General features: G+C 52.4%; 14 protein-coding genes and 1 riboswitch. Of the genes, 10 read left to right on the top strand and 4 right to left on the bottom strand.

The features are described 5' to 3' along the window. The first annotated feature begins 10 nt into the window (after positions 1–10). The 8 genes from pilW to D568_RS0109715 all read left to right on the top strand — a co-directional run bounded on the left by pilW (position 11) and on the right by D568_RS0109715 (position 8396). Complete coding sequence (pilW, locus tag D568_RS0109680; RefSeq protein ID WP_020209400.1) at positions 11–796, top strand: type IV pilus biogenesis/stability protein PilW; 786 nt, start codon at positions 11–13, stop codon at positions 794–796. A gap of 6 nt (positions 797–802) precedes the next feature. Continuing rightward, complete coding sequence (locus D568_RS0109685; RefSeq protein ID WP_020209401.1) at positions 803–1750, top strand: RodZ domain-containing protein; 948 nt, start codon at positions 803–805, stop codon at positions 1748–1750. 3 nt (positions 1751–1753) lie between these two features. After that, the gene (gene ispG, locus D568_RS0109690) at positions 1754–2866 is read left to right on the top strand and encodes a flavodoxin-dependent (E)-4-hydroxy-3-methylbut-2-enyl-diphosphate synthase (protein ID WP_026286953.1); all 1113 of its coding nucleotides are present in this window, start codon (positions 1754–1756) and stop codon (positions 2864–2866) included. 27 nt (positions 2867–2893) lie between these two features. Continuing rightward, entirely contained in the window at positions 2894–4162 is a 1269-nt protein-coding gene (gene hisS / locus D568_RS0109695) for a histidine--tRNA ligase (protein ID WP_026286954.1), read from the top strand. A 35-nt stretch (positions 4163–4197) separates the two neighbouring features. Then, positions 4198–4866 carry a YfgM family protein gene (locus D568_RS0109700; protein WP_020209404.1) on the top strand — a complete coding sequence of 223 codons (669 nt, stop codon included), beginning with the start codon at positions 4198–4200 and terminating at the stop codon, positions 4864–4866. Next, complete coding sequence (bamB, locus tag D568_RS19845) at positions 4863–6005, top strand: outer membrane protein assembly factor BamB (protein ID WP_020209405.1); 1143 nt, start codon at positions 4863–4865, stop codon at positions 6003–6005. The genes D568_RS0109700 and bamB overlap by 4 nt, the downstream gene beginning before the upstream one ends. A gap of 42 nt (positions 6006–6047) precedes the next feature. Beyond that, on the top strand, positions 6048–7427 hold the full coding sequence (gene der, locus D568_RS0109710; RefSeq protein WP_020209406.1) for a ribosome biogenesis GTPase Der: 1380 nt from the start codon (positions 6048–6050) through the stop codon (positions 7425–7427). 72 nt (positions 7428–7499) lie between these two features. Next, positions 7500–8396 (top strand): AEC family transporter, encoded by an 897-nt coding sequence (locus D568_RS0109715; protein WP_020209407.1) that lies wholly within the window; start codon positions 7500–7502, stop codon positions 8394–8396. A gap of 73 nt (positions 8397–8469) precedes the next feature. Here D568_RS0109715 and D568_RS0109720 read toward each other — a convergent pair whose 3' ends face one another. The 4 genes from D568_RS0109720 to xseA form a co-directional block, all read right to left on the bottom strand. Further along, entirely contained in the window at positions 8470–9264 is a 795-nt protein-coding gene (locus D568_RS0109720; RefSeq protein WP_020209408.1) for a thiazole synthase, read from the bottom strand. A gap of 2 nt (positions 9265–9266) precedes the next feature. Then, positions 9267–9491, bottom strand: a complete 225-nt coding sequence (gene thiS / locus D568_RS0109725) for a sulfur carrier protein ThiS (RefSeq protein ID WP_020209409.1) — start codon at positions 9489–9491, stop codon at positions 9267–9269. Continuing rightward, entirely contained in the window at positions 9484–10644 is a 1161-nt protein-coding gene (thiO, locus tag D568_RS0109730) for a glycine oxidase ThiO (protein ID WP_020209410.1), read from the bottom strand. Before thiO ends, thiS begins: the two co-directional genes overlap by 8 nt. Positions 10645–10684: 40 nt before the next feature. Then, positions 10685–10823: riboswitch (TPP riboswitch) on the bottom strand. A 14-nt stretch (positions 10824–10837) separates the two neighbouring features. Continuing rightward, on the bottom strand, positions 10838–12208 hold the full coding sequence (gene xseA / locus D568_RS0109735) for an exodeoxyribonuclease VII large subunit (protein WP_020209411.1): 1371 nt from the start codon (positions 12206–12208) through the stop codon (positions 10838–10840). A gap of 198 nt (positions 12209–12406) precedes the next feature. Here xseA and guaB point away from each other — a divergent pair, with 198 nt between their 5' ends. Both guaB and guaA read left to right on the top strand, forming a co-directional pair. Further along, positions 12407–13882: an IMP dehydrogenase gene (gene guaB / locus D568_RS0109740; RefSeq protein ID WP_026286957.1), complete on the top strand. Its 1476-nt coding sequence runs from the start codon at positions 12407–12409 to the stop codon at positions 13880–13882. Between the two features lie 81 nt (positions 13883–13963). Next, positions 13964–15541, top strand: coding sequence for a glutamine-hydrolyzing GMP synthase (gene guaA / locus D568_RS0109745; RefSeq protein WP_020209413.1), 1578 nt, complete (start codon positions 13964–13966; stop codon positions 15539–15541). Positions 15542–15543: the final 2 nt, after the last annotated feature.

The following is a 15543-nucleotide window of genomic DNA, read 5'->3' on the forward strand; positions in this document are numbered from 1 at the left end:
AGGCAAAGTCGTGTTGAAAAAACACCTGCGAGTAACAGCACTGAGTCAATGGTTAATAGCGATATTTTGCGCAATTTTACTGGTGGGTTGCGTAAGCACTGTGCCGCCATCGAAGTATCAGGTTGACGAAGAAAAGGCGCTCGACAGTCATGTTACGTTGGCGCTCAAGTATATCGAAGCACAGAATCGTGAGTCCGCGCGCCATCATCTGCGTAAGGCGTTTGAAATCGATTCTCGCTCGGTAGATGCGACCTTTGCCATGGCGATGCTTTACCAGCTTGAGGGCGAGCCCGAAATGGCTGAAGAGTATTTTAAAAAGACGTTAAGGCTGGATAAGAATTACACGCGCGGGCGCAATAATTATGGAGTGTTTTTGTACAGCCACGAGCGTTATAAAGATGCTTACGAGCAGTTTGAGATCGCCGCCGAAGATTTGGATTACGATAATCGTGCCCAGGCAATGGTAAATCTAGGGCGTACCGCGATTAAGCTGGATAAACCGGAAAAAGCTGAGGCCGTGTTTGAGCATGCCAATCGTCTTGACCCTGCGTTACCTACGGTTAAGTACGAGTTGGCAGCCTTAAACTTTTCCCAGAAAGACTATACCGATGCCAAGAAATACTTAGACGCCTACGAGCAAATTGCCCGGCCCGTTCCTCAAACGCTATTGCTTGGGATTAAAATTGAACGAATATTTGGCAATCAAAATAAAGAAGCCAGTTACGCGCTATTGTTAAAAAACAGATATCCCTATTCTCAGGAGTATTTGGAATACACACAGATGCTGGAGAATTAAACCGGTATGACTCAGCCAGAATCACTGACTGAACTTGAACCTGGGCCAATGCTTCGTGCCGAGCGTGAACGCCAGGGCATCAGTTCTGAACAGGTGTGCACCGAGCTAAACATTCAACCCAACAAGCTGAAAGCCTTGGAAGCGGGTGAATACGAGAAAATGTTTTCGGTTGTTTTTACCCGGGGTTATATTCGCAGCTATGCAAAATTTTTAGGTATTGATAGCGCGCCCTTGGTTGAGCGTTTTGACCAACTGGCTCCTTCAGAGGCGCAGCCGTTACCGGCATCGGAGTCTCTGAATGTGAAAATGGGTGGCAAGCGCTCCAATTGGGCGGGGCGTTTGGTAATGGTCATTATTATTTTGGTTTTGTGGGGGCTGGCTTATTGGTACTTCGCCGCTGACAATGACCTTTCGCCCGCTGCTGTGTCTAATGAGGCAGAGCCTGAACAGCTTGAGTTAAGTAATGCTTCGGACATAACCCGTTTAGACTCACCCGCTAACTCTGCCGAGCAAGCTAACCCGTACGAGCTGTCTTTCGAGCCAGCAAGTAATGCCGAGCTTGAAGAGTCTCCAGAGCAAGAGCTCGGGAATTCTATCAGTTCAGAAATGACCGCTGTCTCTGCACCTTCTGAAGAAGCTGCAGTGTTGAGCGACTCTCAGGAGAGTCTGGTCTCTGAATCAGAGGCCGCACCGCAGCTTGATCCTGCCACAGATACAATAGCGCTCGCATTTTCACTGGATTGTTGGGTGCGGGTTCGTGACGCAGAGGGAGAAGTGTTGTTAGAGACGTTGCAAGAAGCCGGTAGCAGCGTTGAGTTGTTCGGTGTCGCACCGTTTCAGATTCGACTAGGCAATGCTGAAGGTGTCTCAGCGCGAGTAAACGGTAATGCCGTTCAAGTGCCATCTTCCACCACAGGTAATGTGGTTAATTTTGTCGCCGGGAGCGATCAGTAGTCTATGCATCATGAATCACCCATAAAACGCCGTAAGTCTCGCCAGATAATGGTGGGCGATGTGCCGGTCGGCGGCGATGCGCCTATCGCGGTGCAGAGTATGACCAATACGGAAACCTGCGATGTTGACGCGACTGTGGGGCAAATCCAGCGTTTGCAAAATGCCGGCGCAGATATCGTGCGGGTTTCGGTGCCTTCTATGGAGGCCGCTGAAGCCTTTGGCGAGATTCGCAAACAGGTGACTGTGCCATTGGTAGCCGATATCCACTTTGATTACCGCATCGCGTTGCGCGTTGCTGATTTGGGTGTTGATTGTTTGCGTATTAACCCGGGTAATATCGGTCGTGAGAAGCGCATTCGTGCAGTGGTGGATAAAGCGCGGGATATGAATATCCCGATTCGTATTGGGGTTAATGCGGGGTCTTTGGAAAAGGACCTGCAAAAAAAGTACGGCGAGCCAACACCTGCAGCTTTGGTGGAGTCAGCGCTGCGTCATGTGTCTATTCTGCAGGATTTGAACTTTGATAACTTCAAAGTCAGTGTTAAGGCGTCCGATGTGTTTATGGCGGTGGATGCCTACCGGTTGTTGGCTAAAGAAATTGATCAGCCACTGCACCTGGGTATTACCGAGGCTGGCGGTTTGCGCGCCGGTACGGTTAAGTCCGCCGTAGGTTTGGGCGCGCTCCTTTTAGATGGTATTGGCGATACCATTCGTATTTCTCTCGCTGCCGATCCGGTCGAAGAGGTAAAAGTAGGCTGGGACCTACTGAAAAGCTTAAAGTTGCGCACCAAGGGAGTGAACTTCATCGCTTGTCCTAGTTGTTCGCGTCAGAATTTTGATGTAATCAAAACTATGAACGAACTTGAGACCCGGGTAGAGGACATTACAGTGCCTCTAGATGTCGCGGTTATCGGTTGCGTGGTAAATGGCCCTGGCGAAGCCAAAGAGGCGGATCTTGGTCTCGCCGGTGGCACTCCGAGCAACCTGGTCTACGTGGACGGTCAGCCTGATAGCAAGTTAACCAATGAATCCTTGGTGGACGACTTGGAAAAACTGATTCGCCGTAAAGCGGCGGAAAAAGAACAGAGTGAAAAGAATATTATTGCGCGCTATTAAAATGCGCGGATCGAGTAAGGAATTAGTTTGAAGAAGATTCAGGCAATACGCGGTATGAACGATTTGCTGCCCGCCGAAACGGCGTTATGGCAGCACTTAGAGTCTGTGATTAAACAGACTCTAGCGGGTTTTGGTTACAGCGAAATTCGATTTCCGATTATGGAGCAAACCGATCTATTTAAACGCTCCATCGGCGAAGTGACCGATATCGTTGAAAAAGAAATGTACACCTTTGAAGACCGCAACGGCGAGAGTTTGACCCTGCGACCCGAGGGTACAGCCAGTTGTGTGCGTGCCTGCGAAGAGCATGGCCTGTTGTATAACCAGACCCAGCGTCTGTGGTACATGGGCCCCATGTTTCGCTACGAGCGGCCACAGAAAGGACGCTACCGTCAGTTTCATCAGGTGGGTATTGAAACCTACGGCCTGCAGGGGCCAGATATCGACGCCGAGCTTTTACTGCTCAGCTACAACCTGTTCCAGACGCTCGGGCTTGAGCATTGCGTCGAGTTACAGGTTAACTCGCTGGGCAGCGATGAAGCTCGCGCCCGCTACCGCACGGCATTGGTAGATTACTTAAGCGAGCGTAAAGACCAGTTAGATGAGGACAGCAAGCGTCGTCTGGACAGCAACCCGCTGCGTATTCTCGACAGTAAAAACGAAGCCACCCAGGCATTACTGGACGCCGGCCCTAGCTTAGAAGACTATCTGGATGAAGAGTCCGAGCAGCATTTTACACAGTTGACGCAACTGCTGGATGCCGCCGGTGTCCCATACCAGATCAATCGTCGTCTGGTACGTGGACTGGATTACTACTCGCGCACTGCCTTTGAGTGGGTGACCGACAAGCTGGGCGCGCAGAGTGCGGTGTGCGCCGGGGGGCGTTACGACAATCTGGTAGCACAGCTCGGCGGTCGCGCTACACCGGCGGTAGGTTTTGCGATTGGCCTTGAGAGACTGATACTCTTGCTACAAAGCGAAGGCCATGTGCCCGAATCATTGTCACGCCCCGTGGATGTGTATTTGGCCGCGGTGGGCGATGTTCAGGCCGAAGCATTAAAATTAGCCGCGAGCATTCGCCGGGCGCTTCCGGGCCTGCGTTTGAGTATGCACTGCGGCGGTGGCAGCTTTAAAAGCCAGCTGAAGAAAGCCGATAAAAGCGGCGCGGCTATCGCCCTTATTTTGGGCGAGAACGAAGCGGCAGCCGGTGAAGTCGGGGTAAAATATCTGCGTGAAGATAAACCTCAGGAAACCTGTAAACAGTCAGCACTGACGCAGTTGCTGGGTGAGTTTTAATCTAATTAATGAGTAGAATCCGCTAGGAGTAGATTGTGAGCGATCATCTGACCGAAGAAGAACAACTAGAAAACCTCAAAAGGCTGTGGAAAGAGTATGGCACCACAATCATAGCCAGCGTGGCCGTGGCGACGGCCAGCTACTTTGGCTGGAACTATTGGCAGAGTTCTGAGCAACAGCGTATTGCGCAAGCTTCTGATACCTATGAAGAGATTGTTGCCAGCGCCTCAGGGCAGGCTGCTGGTGACGAGGCCGCCGCGACAACAGCCCATTTGGCGGCGCAAATTAAAGACAGTGCCGACGATACGGCCTACGCGGCGCAGGGCGCTTTTTTTGCGGCTAAAGCGGCGGTAGAAAATGGCAATCTTGACGAAGCGCAGCAGCAGCTGCAGTGGGTGGTAGATAACGCCAACACTGAAGCTTTCCAGGAAATCGCGCGTATGCGACTGGCTCGGGTGTTGGCGGCTAAAGGCGATTTTGACGCGGCACTTAGCTTGGTCAAGTCAGAAGCTTCCGCAGGCTTTGTGGCAGAGCAAGCTGAAGTGCGCGGCGATGTGCTGCGCATGCAGGGCGATCAATCTGCCGCCTACGCCTCGTATCAACAGGCCTTGGAAAATTTTGATGGCGACCAGCAGCGTCGTCTGGTTTTGCAGATGAAAGCTGACGACATGAAACCGGCCAGTACCGAGGAGCCGTCTGCATGAGATTAGTTCTGACCCTGTCATTGACCGCGCTGCTGGCTGGCTGTTCACTGTTTGGCAAAGAAGATGGCACAGAGCCTATGGAGTTGGTGGATTTTGAGCCCACCGCTAAAGTCGATCGGGTTTGGAAGCGCAGCTCTGGTGTAGGGCAGGGCGATGGTCACACCCGCCTGGAGCCCGCCATCAATGATGGCCTGCTGTATGCGGTGGATTATCGTGGTGAATTAACGGTAATCGACCGTCAAAGCGGTAAGGTTAGCTGGGATCGTGACCTCGATGAGTTACTCGCCGGTGGGGTGGGTGTTGGTGGCGGACAACTTTTGTTGGGCACCGATGAAGGTGAAGTTCTGGCGCTGGGTAGTGATGATGGCCGCGAACTATGGCGCACCCAGCTCAGTAGTGAAATTATGTCGACACCGGTAGGTGACGGCAAGGTGGTGGCAGCACACACCCTGGATGGCCGTCTTACAGTACTGGATGCGCAAACGGGTGAAGTGCTTTGGTTTTACGACAACCCTCCACCCAAGCTGACGCTACGGGGCCGCTCTGCACCTGTTATTACTGACTCTGCCATTTATGCCGGTTTCTCTAACGGTCGATTAATGGCTTTCAATCCGCAAAATGGTTTGATTTTGTGGGAGCAGCGTGTGGCTATGCCGAAAGGCCGCTCTGATCTGGAAAAAATGGTCGACATTCAGGCGTCTCCGATTTTAGTGGATGGCATTTTGTATGTCAGTGGTTATCAGGGGCGCTTAATGGCGGTCAGTCGTGCTACCGGCCGTCCTCTGTGGGCGGTGGATTCTTCCAGCTACCAAGAGTTATGGTTTGACAGTAGCGAGCTGTTTGTGACCGAAGACAACAGTGCTGTAGTTGCTTACGATGCCAACAGCGGCACCGAAAGCTGGCGCAATGAACAGATGCTGCGCCGCCTGCTAACGGGCCCGGTCAGCGTGGGTGACTATGTGGCAGTAGCCGATGACGACGGCTATATTCATGTACTGAATCGCAGCGATGGCAGTTTTGCCGCGCGTACTAACATTGATGGCTCTGGGGTGCGTGCACCTTTATGGAGTGATGGTGAGCTATTTTACGTACTGGCCAACGATGGCAAGCTCGCCGCCTACCGCATCTCGCCTAAATAACCCTCGTGCCGCCTGCGGGCGGCCGTATCAGATACTAAAACTATGATCCCTGTTATTGCTTTGGTCGGACGCCCTAATGTTGGCAAGTCCACCATGTTCAACCGTTTAACCCGCAGTCGCGACGCCATTGTGGCGAACTATGCAGGCCTTACCCGCGATCGAAAATACGGCGAAGCGCTGATTGGTGAGCGTCGCTGTATGCTGATTGATACCGGTGGTATCAGCGGTGAAGAAGAGGGCATAGACACGGTAATGGCGGGACAGTCTTTGCAGGCCATTGAAGAAGCGAACATCGTTTTGTTTATGGTGTCTGCGCGGGACGGTTTAACCGCAGCCGATCACATGATTGCCAAAGAGCTGCGCCAGCGTGGTAAAACTACCTACCTCGTGGCAAATAAGATTGATGGTATGGACCCTGATATCGCCCTTGCACCATTTTACGAGCTGGGCTTAGGTGAGGTCTTTGCCACCACCGCAACCCATGGTCGCGGTGTAAAGTCGATGATGGAATCGGTGCTTGAAGCTATTCCCCCCGCGCCAGAAGAAATTGAAGCCGAGGCGCCCAAGGGCATTAAAATGGCCATCGTTGGCCGGCCCAACGTTGGTAAGTCTACCCTGGTAAACCGTATGCTGGGCGAAGACCGAGTGGTCGTCTACGACTTGCCTGGCACCACCCGCGATAGTATTTACATTCAGTATGAGCGTTTCGGTAAGCCCTATACCATTATTGATACCGCGGGTGTTCGTCGGCGAAAAAATGTTTCCCTTTCGGTAGAAAAATTTTCTATCGTAAAAACGCTACAGGCAATTGATGATGCCAATGTGGTTATTCTGGTGATTGATGCCAGTGAAGGTGTAGTGGAGCAAGATTTACACCTGATGGGCACGGTCATCGATGCGGGTCGCGCTTTGGTGGTCGCGTTAAACAAGTGGGATGGGCTGGAAGACAGTCATAAGCAGTATGTGAAAAACGAACTGGATCGGCGCTTACGTTTTATCGATTTTGCCAATATTCACTATATTTCTGCGCTGCACGGCACGGGAGTGGGTGAGCTTTATAAGTCCATTGAGCAGGCCTACCAAAGTGCTACCGATAAGCTGTCTACCAGCTTTTTAACTCAAATTCTGCAAGACGCTGTCAGCGAGCATCAGCCACCGATGATCAACGGTCGTCGCATTAAGCTGCGTTATGCGCACGCGGGCGGAGCCAACCCGCCAGTGATTGTGATTCATGGTAATCAAACAGCAAAGGTTCCCGCTCATTACGAGCGATATCTGGAAAAGACGTACCGCCGTGCATTGAACTTGCGTGGCACCCCAGTGCGTATTGAGTTTCGGTCAAGCGATAACCCGTTTGCTGGTCGTAAAAAAGCCAAAGCGCCGGCGCGCAGTTCGCGCCGCGCACCTCGCAAAGGCAGCTAATAAGCACTGTATGTTCTGTGTGCGACGCGCTTATATAAGGCTATTGTGTGACTTGCGAGCCGCTAAACACTGATGAATTCGTTCGTTTTAATCGGCTTTTGTTTGGCTGTGGGGCTGGCGCTTCAGTTTGGCCGCTTAGCGGGCGAGTCTTTAGCGGCCAGGCTTAATGCTTATGTCATCAATATTGCCCTGCCAGCGCTCATTTTTTTCGAGTTACCGCGCTTAACTTTTGATGCCACCATAATTCTGCCCGTATTGGTGTGTTGGTCAGTAATGGTGGTAACTGCGCTTGGCGTGCTACTGGCTTCACGTCTCTTTTCTCTGTCGAAATCCATAAGCGGTTGTTTATTATTAATGCTGCCGTTGGGCAACACCGGTTTTGTGGGCATCCCCCTGATTGACGCTTTGGTTGGGTCCGAAGGAGTCGGTTACGCCATTTTGTATGATCAGTTTGGCACCTTTTTAGCGTTGAACACCTTTGGCATAGCTGTCGCCGTTGGCTATAGCGGTGGGCAGGCTTCTGTTGTTGCTATCGCCAAACGAATTATGAGCTTTCCACCTTTTCTCTGCTTATTGTTGGCTTTTGCGTTGCTATGGTGGGAGTATCCGGTTTGGTTGGATCAAAGTTTTAGGTTTGTTGCTTGGACGTTGGTACCTGTAGTGATGGTGGCTGTGGGCATATCCTGGCGCTTGAAGCTTAACCGCGAAGATATCGTCGTATTCAGTGCTGCACTGCTGACGTACTGCGTTTTTAAGCCACTCGTTGCGGTGCTGTTTTCGCACCTCTATGGTGGGACTGGTTTAGCGCACCAAGTGGTGGTTTTAGAGGCGGGAATGCCAGCGATGATTTCAGCCGGTGTGTTAGCAATGCGCTATAACCTGGCCCCCAGGCTCGCTGCATCACTGGTCGGATACAGCCTGCCGGCAGGAATTCTGTCGCTATTTGTTTGGCGCTTCCTACTGCAATAATCTTTTTTACTCTCTGTTTGATGTCGACACATCACACGATGTGTTGTGGACATTATTGCACTGTGTGAGTTTTTTAGGTTTTTTGTTGGTGCCAAAAAGGCTGGCCAATGGTAGGTGTGCTTGGGCTTGCAGTTTGACGTGTTTGCATTAAACCGGCCAGGTAAGCCTCTCGGCCGGATTTGATCGCGCCGGCAAAAGCTTTAGCCATTAATGGCGGGTTTTGCGCTTTAGCTACAGCCGTATTTAACAGCACCGCATCGTAGCCCATCTCCATGGCTTCTGCTGCCTGGGAGGGGGCGCCCAGGCCAGCGTCAACCACCAGCGGGCAATTAAAACGTTCACGTAAAGCTTTTAATGCGTATCGGTTTAATAATCCACGCCCTGTGCCTATTGGTGCCCCCCATGGCATGAGAACCTGGCACCCGGCCTCAACCAATTTTTGACATAAAATTAAATCATCGGTGCAATAGGGTAATACTTTGAAGCCCTGGCTTATTAGTTCTTGCGTTGCTTCTAAAAGGGCAAAGGGGTCGGGCTGTAAATTATAGTCATCACCAATCACTTCCAACTTAACCCAATCGGTGTCGAATAATTCTCGAGACATTTGCGCTAAGTTCACCGCTTCTTTCACGGATTTACAACCGGCGGTATTGGGTAGCAGAGTGCAGCCAGTTTCGCGAATGTGTTGCCAAAAACGTTCGCCGTCTCCCGCGCTTGGGTTTTGTCGGCGCAGGCCTAAGGTTACTATTTCGGCGCCGGAGGCGCTAACGCTGTCGCGCATTTGCTCCGGGGATTCGTACAGTGCGGTGCCCAGTAAAAAGCGGCTCGTAAACGTTTTACCGTACAGTGTTAATTCATCGGATTGCATGATTAACCTCCTCCTACCGGCGCGACAATGTCAATTAAATCGCCGCTGCCGAGCAGTGTGTCAGCATACGCGGAGCGGGGCACAAACTCGCCGTTAATGGCGGCGGCAAATTTTTCTGGTATTTGTTGTTCACTTAGCCAGTGCTCGATAGCATCGGCGAGGTCACTCCCTGCCGGCAATAGGCAAGACTCGCCATTTAAAAAAACTTCTATGGTGCGATTACTCATACACAGGCTCGCTGCTTAAGTTCGTAGTGTTTGATGAACAGTTATTGGGGCTTTTAAATAGTGTGCCGAAAGGACTTTGGCAAGTGTGCTGAATAACATCCATTACGTGGTCGACAACCGCGGGCGCCAGTAAATACCCGTGGCGGTAAAGCCCATTGGCCGTAATCAGCCCCGGCTGATCGGTTACGCTGGGTAAGTTGTTGGCAAAGGCGGGGCGCAGATTAACCCCGGCTTCTACTATTCGTGCTTCGGCAAAGGCCGGTGCCAAGGTGTAAACAGCGCTTGATAATTCAAGGCTTGATTGCAATGAGATCGGTGAAGTGTCTTCACTTTCGATTTGCGTTGCGCCAATGACAAAACGATGATCTGGTTTGGGAACAATATACAATTGATAGCGCGGGTGCATTAACCGCACGGGGCGGTTTAATATGACTTCTGTGGTTTCCAGATGTAAGGTTTCGCCGCGTACACCGCGTAAGTTTGCCAGTGTTTCTCGTGCGCCCACCCCACGGCAATCAAGTACGAGGTCAAAGGTATGACGCTCGGCGGTATTTTTGTTCTTGATGCAAAAAGGCTCTGCGCTAACGCTTGTGTTCTCGTAAATGCTTACCTGTGGCAGAGACAGTTGTTCATGTAGATGCTGCAGTAGCTGGCGATTATCCAGATGCGCTTCGGGCGATAGCAGTAGGCCTTTTTGAAATTGTCGGCTTAAGTCTGGTTCCAGCTGTTGGAGCTCAGCGCTTTGTACTTGCTGAATACTGCAGCCTGGCTCTGCGCGAAGCTTGTGTGTGTCGGCCAAAAATTGGTGCAGCTCGTTTTCGTCTTGCGGGTGGGCTACCAACAAGCTGCCATTTTGATGAATGCACGTTGCGGCGTTTGTTCCAAGCTCGTTTAGCCATTGGCTCCAGCGCTCAAGTCCATATACGCCCATGGTGTACACTTCAGGCCCGGATTCTGCGGCTTCACTGATGGGGGCGAGCATTCCGGCGGCCGTGTGCGCGGCGCATTGAGGGTTGCTCATACTTGCGGCATCAAAAAGGCTCACGCGAAACCCTGCAGTGCTAAGCCGCCAGGCAAGGAGTTTGCCGAGTAAGCCTGCGCCTGCGATACCAATGTTGGCATCCGAAGTTAATTTGGGAAAACTTGCGGTCACAATTGCCTCACGTATGAGGCTGGAATCAGGGAGGCCGCCAGTGCTGGCGTTACTTGTTCCCTCCGCAGGTGCCAGCCTGTTCAGGTTCCACGGGTTCGGCCGTACCGATCTCAGCCTTCGCTCCACATTTTGCAAACAATTGGGTTGTTTACGTGGCCAAGGCGCCCCGACAAGTGCGCTCAATATAAAGATATTAAGACGAGGTTGCAATCACCTCGCTGGTAAACTCGCCGGTGCCTAGCTGAGTAGTGAGCTGCTGCTTAGCTTGCAGTTGTGAGGCATCGCGCACTACTGTGCCCTGCGCGTCTTTGACGACAGCAAAGCCACGGTTAAGTGTTGCCAATGGGCTGACACTATCCAGTAGGCGGGCTTTTTCCTGCAGTTGCTGCTGCAGGTTGGCAAGACGCAGTTGCATGGTGTGCTCAAGCCGTTGTTGCAGGCCAGCCAGATTTTGTTGTGCCTGTTTTAGGCGTGGTTGTGGGGCCTGGTGCTGCTGTCGCTTTTGCAGGTTGGCAAACTGCTGTGAGCATTGTGTCAGACGCTGTTGCATCGAGCGTGTTAAGCGAATTTCAAGCTGGTCGAGACGTTGAGCCTGGTGTCGTAAAGACTCGCCCGGATGGCGGAGCCGTTTTTGCAAGGCGTCGAGCTTTGCGTGCACTTGCGCTAACTGAGTAGCGATGGCTTTGCCAAGCGCCAGCTCGCGCTGCTTCAGGGTGTTGATATGTTCACGGACATCGGGCACCGCGATTTCGGCTGCTGCGGATGGGGTAGGTGCGCGATGATCAGCGACAAAGTCGGCAATGGTAAAGTCCGTTTCGTGGCCCACGGCGCTAATAAGCGGAATAGGGCAAGAGCGGATTTGACGCGCTAACGCCTCATCATTAAAGGCCCATAAATCTTCTATAGAACCGCCCCCTCGGGTCAGTATCAGTAGGTCAAACAGCTGGCTCCGCTCGGCCAGTTGTAGGGCCTGGATAATAGCGGAAGCAGCTTGTTCACCCTGTACGGGTACAGGTAATACCGTTACTTTTTGGGTCGGGTAACGCCGTTGAATAACGGCCAAAACATCACGAATGGCCGCGCCAGTGGCAGAAGTAATGACTCCAATATGCTCGGGGTGCGGAGGGAGCGCCTGCTTACCTTCCGGCGCAAATAGCCCCTCGCTCGCCAGCTTGGATTTTAACGCGTCAAAAGCGCGCTGCAGTGCACCGAGGCCGGCTTCTTCCATGTGTTCGGCAACGAGCTGGTAGTCACCGCGACCTTCGTAAATGCTGACGCGGGCGCGAAGTAAAACTTGCCGGCCGTTTTGTATGTCAAAGCGTACCTGTTGGTTGCGGCCGCGAAACATGGCGCAACGCACCTGGGCTTTGTCGTCCTTTAAGGTGAAGTACCAATGGCCGGAGCTGGGGCGGGCAAGGTTGGAAATTTCACCTTCTACCCAAATTAAGGGTAGGTGGGTTTCCAGCAGTTGCCGGCTTATCCAGTTCAGCCGTGAAACGCTTAACACTTCCCGCTCGGCGGGCAGGGTGTTGGGGGGCAGATTATCGCTTGAAGTGTTATTCATCGCGCCATTGTAGCAGAGGCGTTTTGTGCCTTTGCAGCCTTTATTTGCAAGGTGTTGGCGGGTCTGTCGCCGTGTTACAAAAATAAAACAAATTCAGCAGCTTACAGGCCTCATTTTGGCATCATTGAGTTTACCTGGCGGGTGGATTTGCGGTATACTTTCGCGCTTATTTTTCTCAAGCGCAAAGGTTGGATGGCTATGTTGCGAATCGCTGAAGAAGCTCTCACGTTTGACGATGTTTTGCTGGTGCCCGGTTACTCCGAGGTAACCCCCAAGGACGTGTCGCTAAAAACTCGTCTGACTCGCGGAATCGCTCTGAATATCCCCCTGATTTCAGCTGCAATGGATACTGTTACCGAAGCTCGGCTGGCTATTGCCATCGCGCAAGAGGGTGGCATTGGCATTATTCACAAAAGCATGCCTATTGAGCAGCAGGCGCAGCAGGTGCGAGCGGTTAAGAAGTACGAAGCTGGTGTGGTGAAAGATCCTATCACCATAGAGGCAAGTGCAAGCATTAATGACCTGCTGGCGCTGACCAAAGCCAACAATATTTCAGGTGTACCTGTACTGGAAAGCGGTGATTTAGTGGGTATTGTCACCCGCCGTGATGTCCGCTTTGAGTCTAATAAAGAAGCGCCTGTCTCAAGTATCATGACGCCCAAAGATAAGCTGGTGACCACTCTTGAGGGTACCGGTGCCGATGAAATTCGCGCCCTGTTGCACAAGCACCGCATTGAAAAAGTGCTGGTGGTGAACGAAGAATTTAAGCTGCGCGGCATGATCACAGTCAAAGATATCAACAAAGCCGAAAAATACCCCAATGCCAGCAAAGACCCAGAGGGTCGTTTGCGTGTGGGTGCCAGTGTTGGCACCAGTGCCGATACGGATAGCCGAGTAAAGGCTCTGGTGGAGGCCGGTGTTGATGTACTGGTGGTTGATACCGCTCATGGTCATTCCAAAAATGTGATCGACCGTGTACGCGCCATCAAACAAAAATACCCGGATGTACAGGTGGTAGGTGGTAATATCGCTACTGCTGAAGCCGCCGTTGCGCTGGCTGAAGCCGGCGCGGATGCGGTTAAAGTCGGGATTGGCCCTGGCTCTATTTGCACCACCCGTATCGTTAGCGGCGTGGGCGTGCCACAGATTTCTGCCATTGCTAATGTAGTCGAGGCGCTAAAAGGTACCGAGGTGCCCGTGATTGCCGATGGTGGTGTGCGCTTCAGTGGTGATTTGGCTAAAGCCATTGTTGCGGGCGCCGACTGCGTGATGATGGGGTCAATGTTTGCCGGGACCGAAGAGGCACCGGGCGAGGTTGAACTGTACCAGGGCCGTACCTACAAGGCCTATCGTGGCATGGGCTCGCTGGGCGCCATGGCGCAAACCCAGGGTTCGTCAGACCGCTACTTCCAGGATGCCAGCGAAGGCGCCGAAAAACTCGTTCCAGAAGGTATTGAAGGGCGCGTACCCTATAAAGGCCCGCTGAACGCTATCGTGCATCAGCTGATGGGCGGCTTGCGCTCTGCCATGGGCTACACGGGCAGCCGCAACATGCAGGAAATGCGTACCCAGCCTAAGTTCGTTCGCGTCACAGCTGCTGGCATGGGCGAGAGCCATGTGCACGATGTGCAAATTACCAAAGAGGCGCCTAACTACCCAGTAAGTGGTCGCTAGGCATTAGCCTTTAATCGATTTAACAACCCCTGTATTCACCTGCAGGGGTTTTTCATTTTCTCACTAGCATTTGGAACACCCATGACTCAGGACATTCACGCTCAGCGCATTCTGATTCTCGACTTTGGCTCTCAATACACGCAACTGATTGCCCGACGCGTACGTGAGGTGGGGGTTTACTCCATTATTCGCGCCTACGATATGACCGAAGAGGAAATTCGCGAGTTCGACCCCAGCGGTATTATCTTGGCGGGTGGCCCCGAGTCGGTCACACTTGAGAATTCACCGCGTGCGCCAGAGGTGGTGTTTAACTTAGGTGTGCCCGTGTTGGGTATTTGCTACGGCATGCAGACGATGGCCGAGCAGTTGGGTGGTAAAGTTCAGGGGTCAGCGATTCAAGAGTTTGGTTATGCGCAGGTAAAAGTCGAAGACGCCGGCCCACTGCTGCACGACATTAAAGATCATGTGGGAGCTGATGGCAGCGCTCTGATGGACGTATGGATGAGCCACGGCGATAAAGTGGTCTCTCTGCCCGAGGGTTTTGAAGTGATGGCATCTACACCATCGTGCCCCATTGCGGCCATGCACTGTGAGGCCAAAGAGTTTTATGGTTTGCAATTCCACCCGGAAGTCACCCATACCTTGCAGGGCAAGCGCATCTTTGAGCACTTTGTATTGAAACTGTGCGGTTGCGACGCTTTGTGGACGCCGGCCAATATTGTGGAAGACGCTATCGTAAAAGTGCGCGAGCAAGTGGGTAGCGATAAAGTGTTGTTAGGGCTGTCTGGCGGTGTGGACTCCTCCGTGGTGGCGGCACTGCTGCACAAGGCCATCGGTGACCAACTGACCTGTGTGTTTGTGGATAACGGCCTGCTGCGTAAAGGCGAGGGCGATCAGGTAATGGACATGTTCGCCAAGAACATGGGGGTACGGGTCATTCGCGCCGACAAAGAAGCCCTGTTTTTAGGGCGCCTTGAAGGCGAAAACGACCCCGAGCGCAAGCGCAAAATTATTGGTAACAGCTTCATTGAAGTGTTCGATGAAGAAGCGGCAAAAATTAAAGACGTTAACTGGTTGGCGCAGGGCACGATTTACCCGGATGTGATCGAATCGGCCGCGGCAAAAACAGGTAAAGCCCATGTAATTAAATCCCACCACAATGTTGGCGGTTTGCCCGATGACATGAAGCTGGAGCTGGTTGAGCCACTGCGTGAGTTGTTCAAGGACGAAGTTCGTGCAATCGGTTTAGAGTTGGGCTTGCCTTACGATATGGTGTATCGCCACCCGTTCCCGGGGCCTGGCCTGGGCGTACGCATTTTGGGTGAAGTGAAAAAAGAATACGCCGATATTCTGCGCGAAGCGGATGCTATTTTTATTGAAGAGTTGCACAACGCCGATTGGTACCACAAAACCAGCCAGGCCTTTGCGGTATTTTTGCCGGTTAAATCGGTAGGCGTGGTGGGCGATGGTCGCCGTTACGAGTGGGTTATTGCGCTGCGTGCGGTAGAGACCATCGACTTTATGACAGCCCGGTGGGCGCACTTGCCTTACGAGCTGCTGGAAAAGGTCTCCAATCGAATTATCAATGAAATCTCTGGTGTTTCGCGGGTTACCTACGATGTTTCCAGCAAGCCGCCTGCGACCATCGAGTGGGAGTAGGG

This window comes from Gilvimarinus chinensis DSM 19667 (assembly GCF_000377745.1).
Taxonomy (GTDB): Bacteria; Pseudomonadota; Gammaproteobacteria; order Pseudomonadales; family Cellvibrionaceae; genus Gilvimarinus; species Gilvimarinus chinensis.

Excerpts from the sequence above, each read along its gene's own strand:
- D568_RS0109685 (WP_020209401.1), top strand. The coding sequence starts at position 803 with ATGACTCAGCCAGAATCACTGACTGAACTTGAACCTGGGCCAATGCTT.
- ispG (WP_026286953.1), top strand. The coding sequence starts at position 1,754 with ATGCATCATGAATCACCCATAAAACGCCGTAAGTCTCGCCAGATAATG.
- bamB (WP_020209405.1), top strand. The coding sequence starts at position 4,863 with ATGAGATTAGTTCTGACCCTGTCATTGACCGCGCTGCTGGCTGGCTGT.
- der (WP_020209406.1), top strand. The coding sequence starts at position 6,048 with ATGATCCCTGTTATTGCTTTGGTCGGACGCCCTAATGTTGGCAAGTCC.
- D568_RS0109715 (WP_020209407.1), top strand. The coding sequence starts at position 7,500 with ATGAATTCGTTCGTTTTAATCGGCTTTTGTTTGGCTGTGGGGCTGGCG.
- D568_RS0109720 (WP_020209408.1), bottom strand. The coding sequence starts at position 9,264 with ATGCAATCCGATGAATTAACACTGTACGGTAAAACGTTTACGAGCCGC.
- thiS (WP_020209409.1), bottom strand. The coding sequence starts at position 9,491 with ATGAGTAATCGCACCATAGAAGTTTTTTTAAATGGCGAGTCTTGCCTA.
- xseA (WP_020209411.1), bottom strand. The coding sequence starts at position 12,208 with ATGAATAACACTTCAAGCGATAATCTGCCCCCCAACACCCTGCCCGCC.
- guaB (WP_026286957.1), top strand. The coding sequence starts at position 12,407 with ATGTTGCGAATCGCTGAAGAAGCTCTCACGTTTGACGATGTTTTGCTG.
- guaA (WP_020209413.1), top strand. The coding sequence starts at position 13,964 with ATGACTCAGGACATTCACGCTCAGCGCATTCTGATTCTCGACTTTGGC.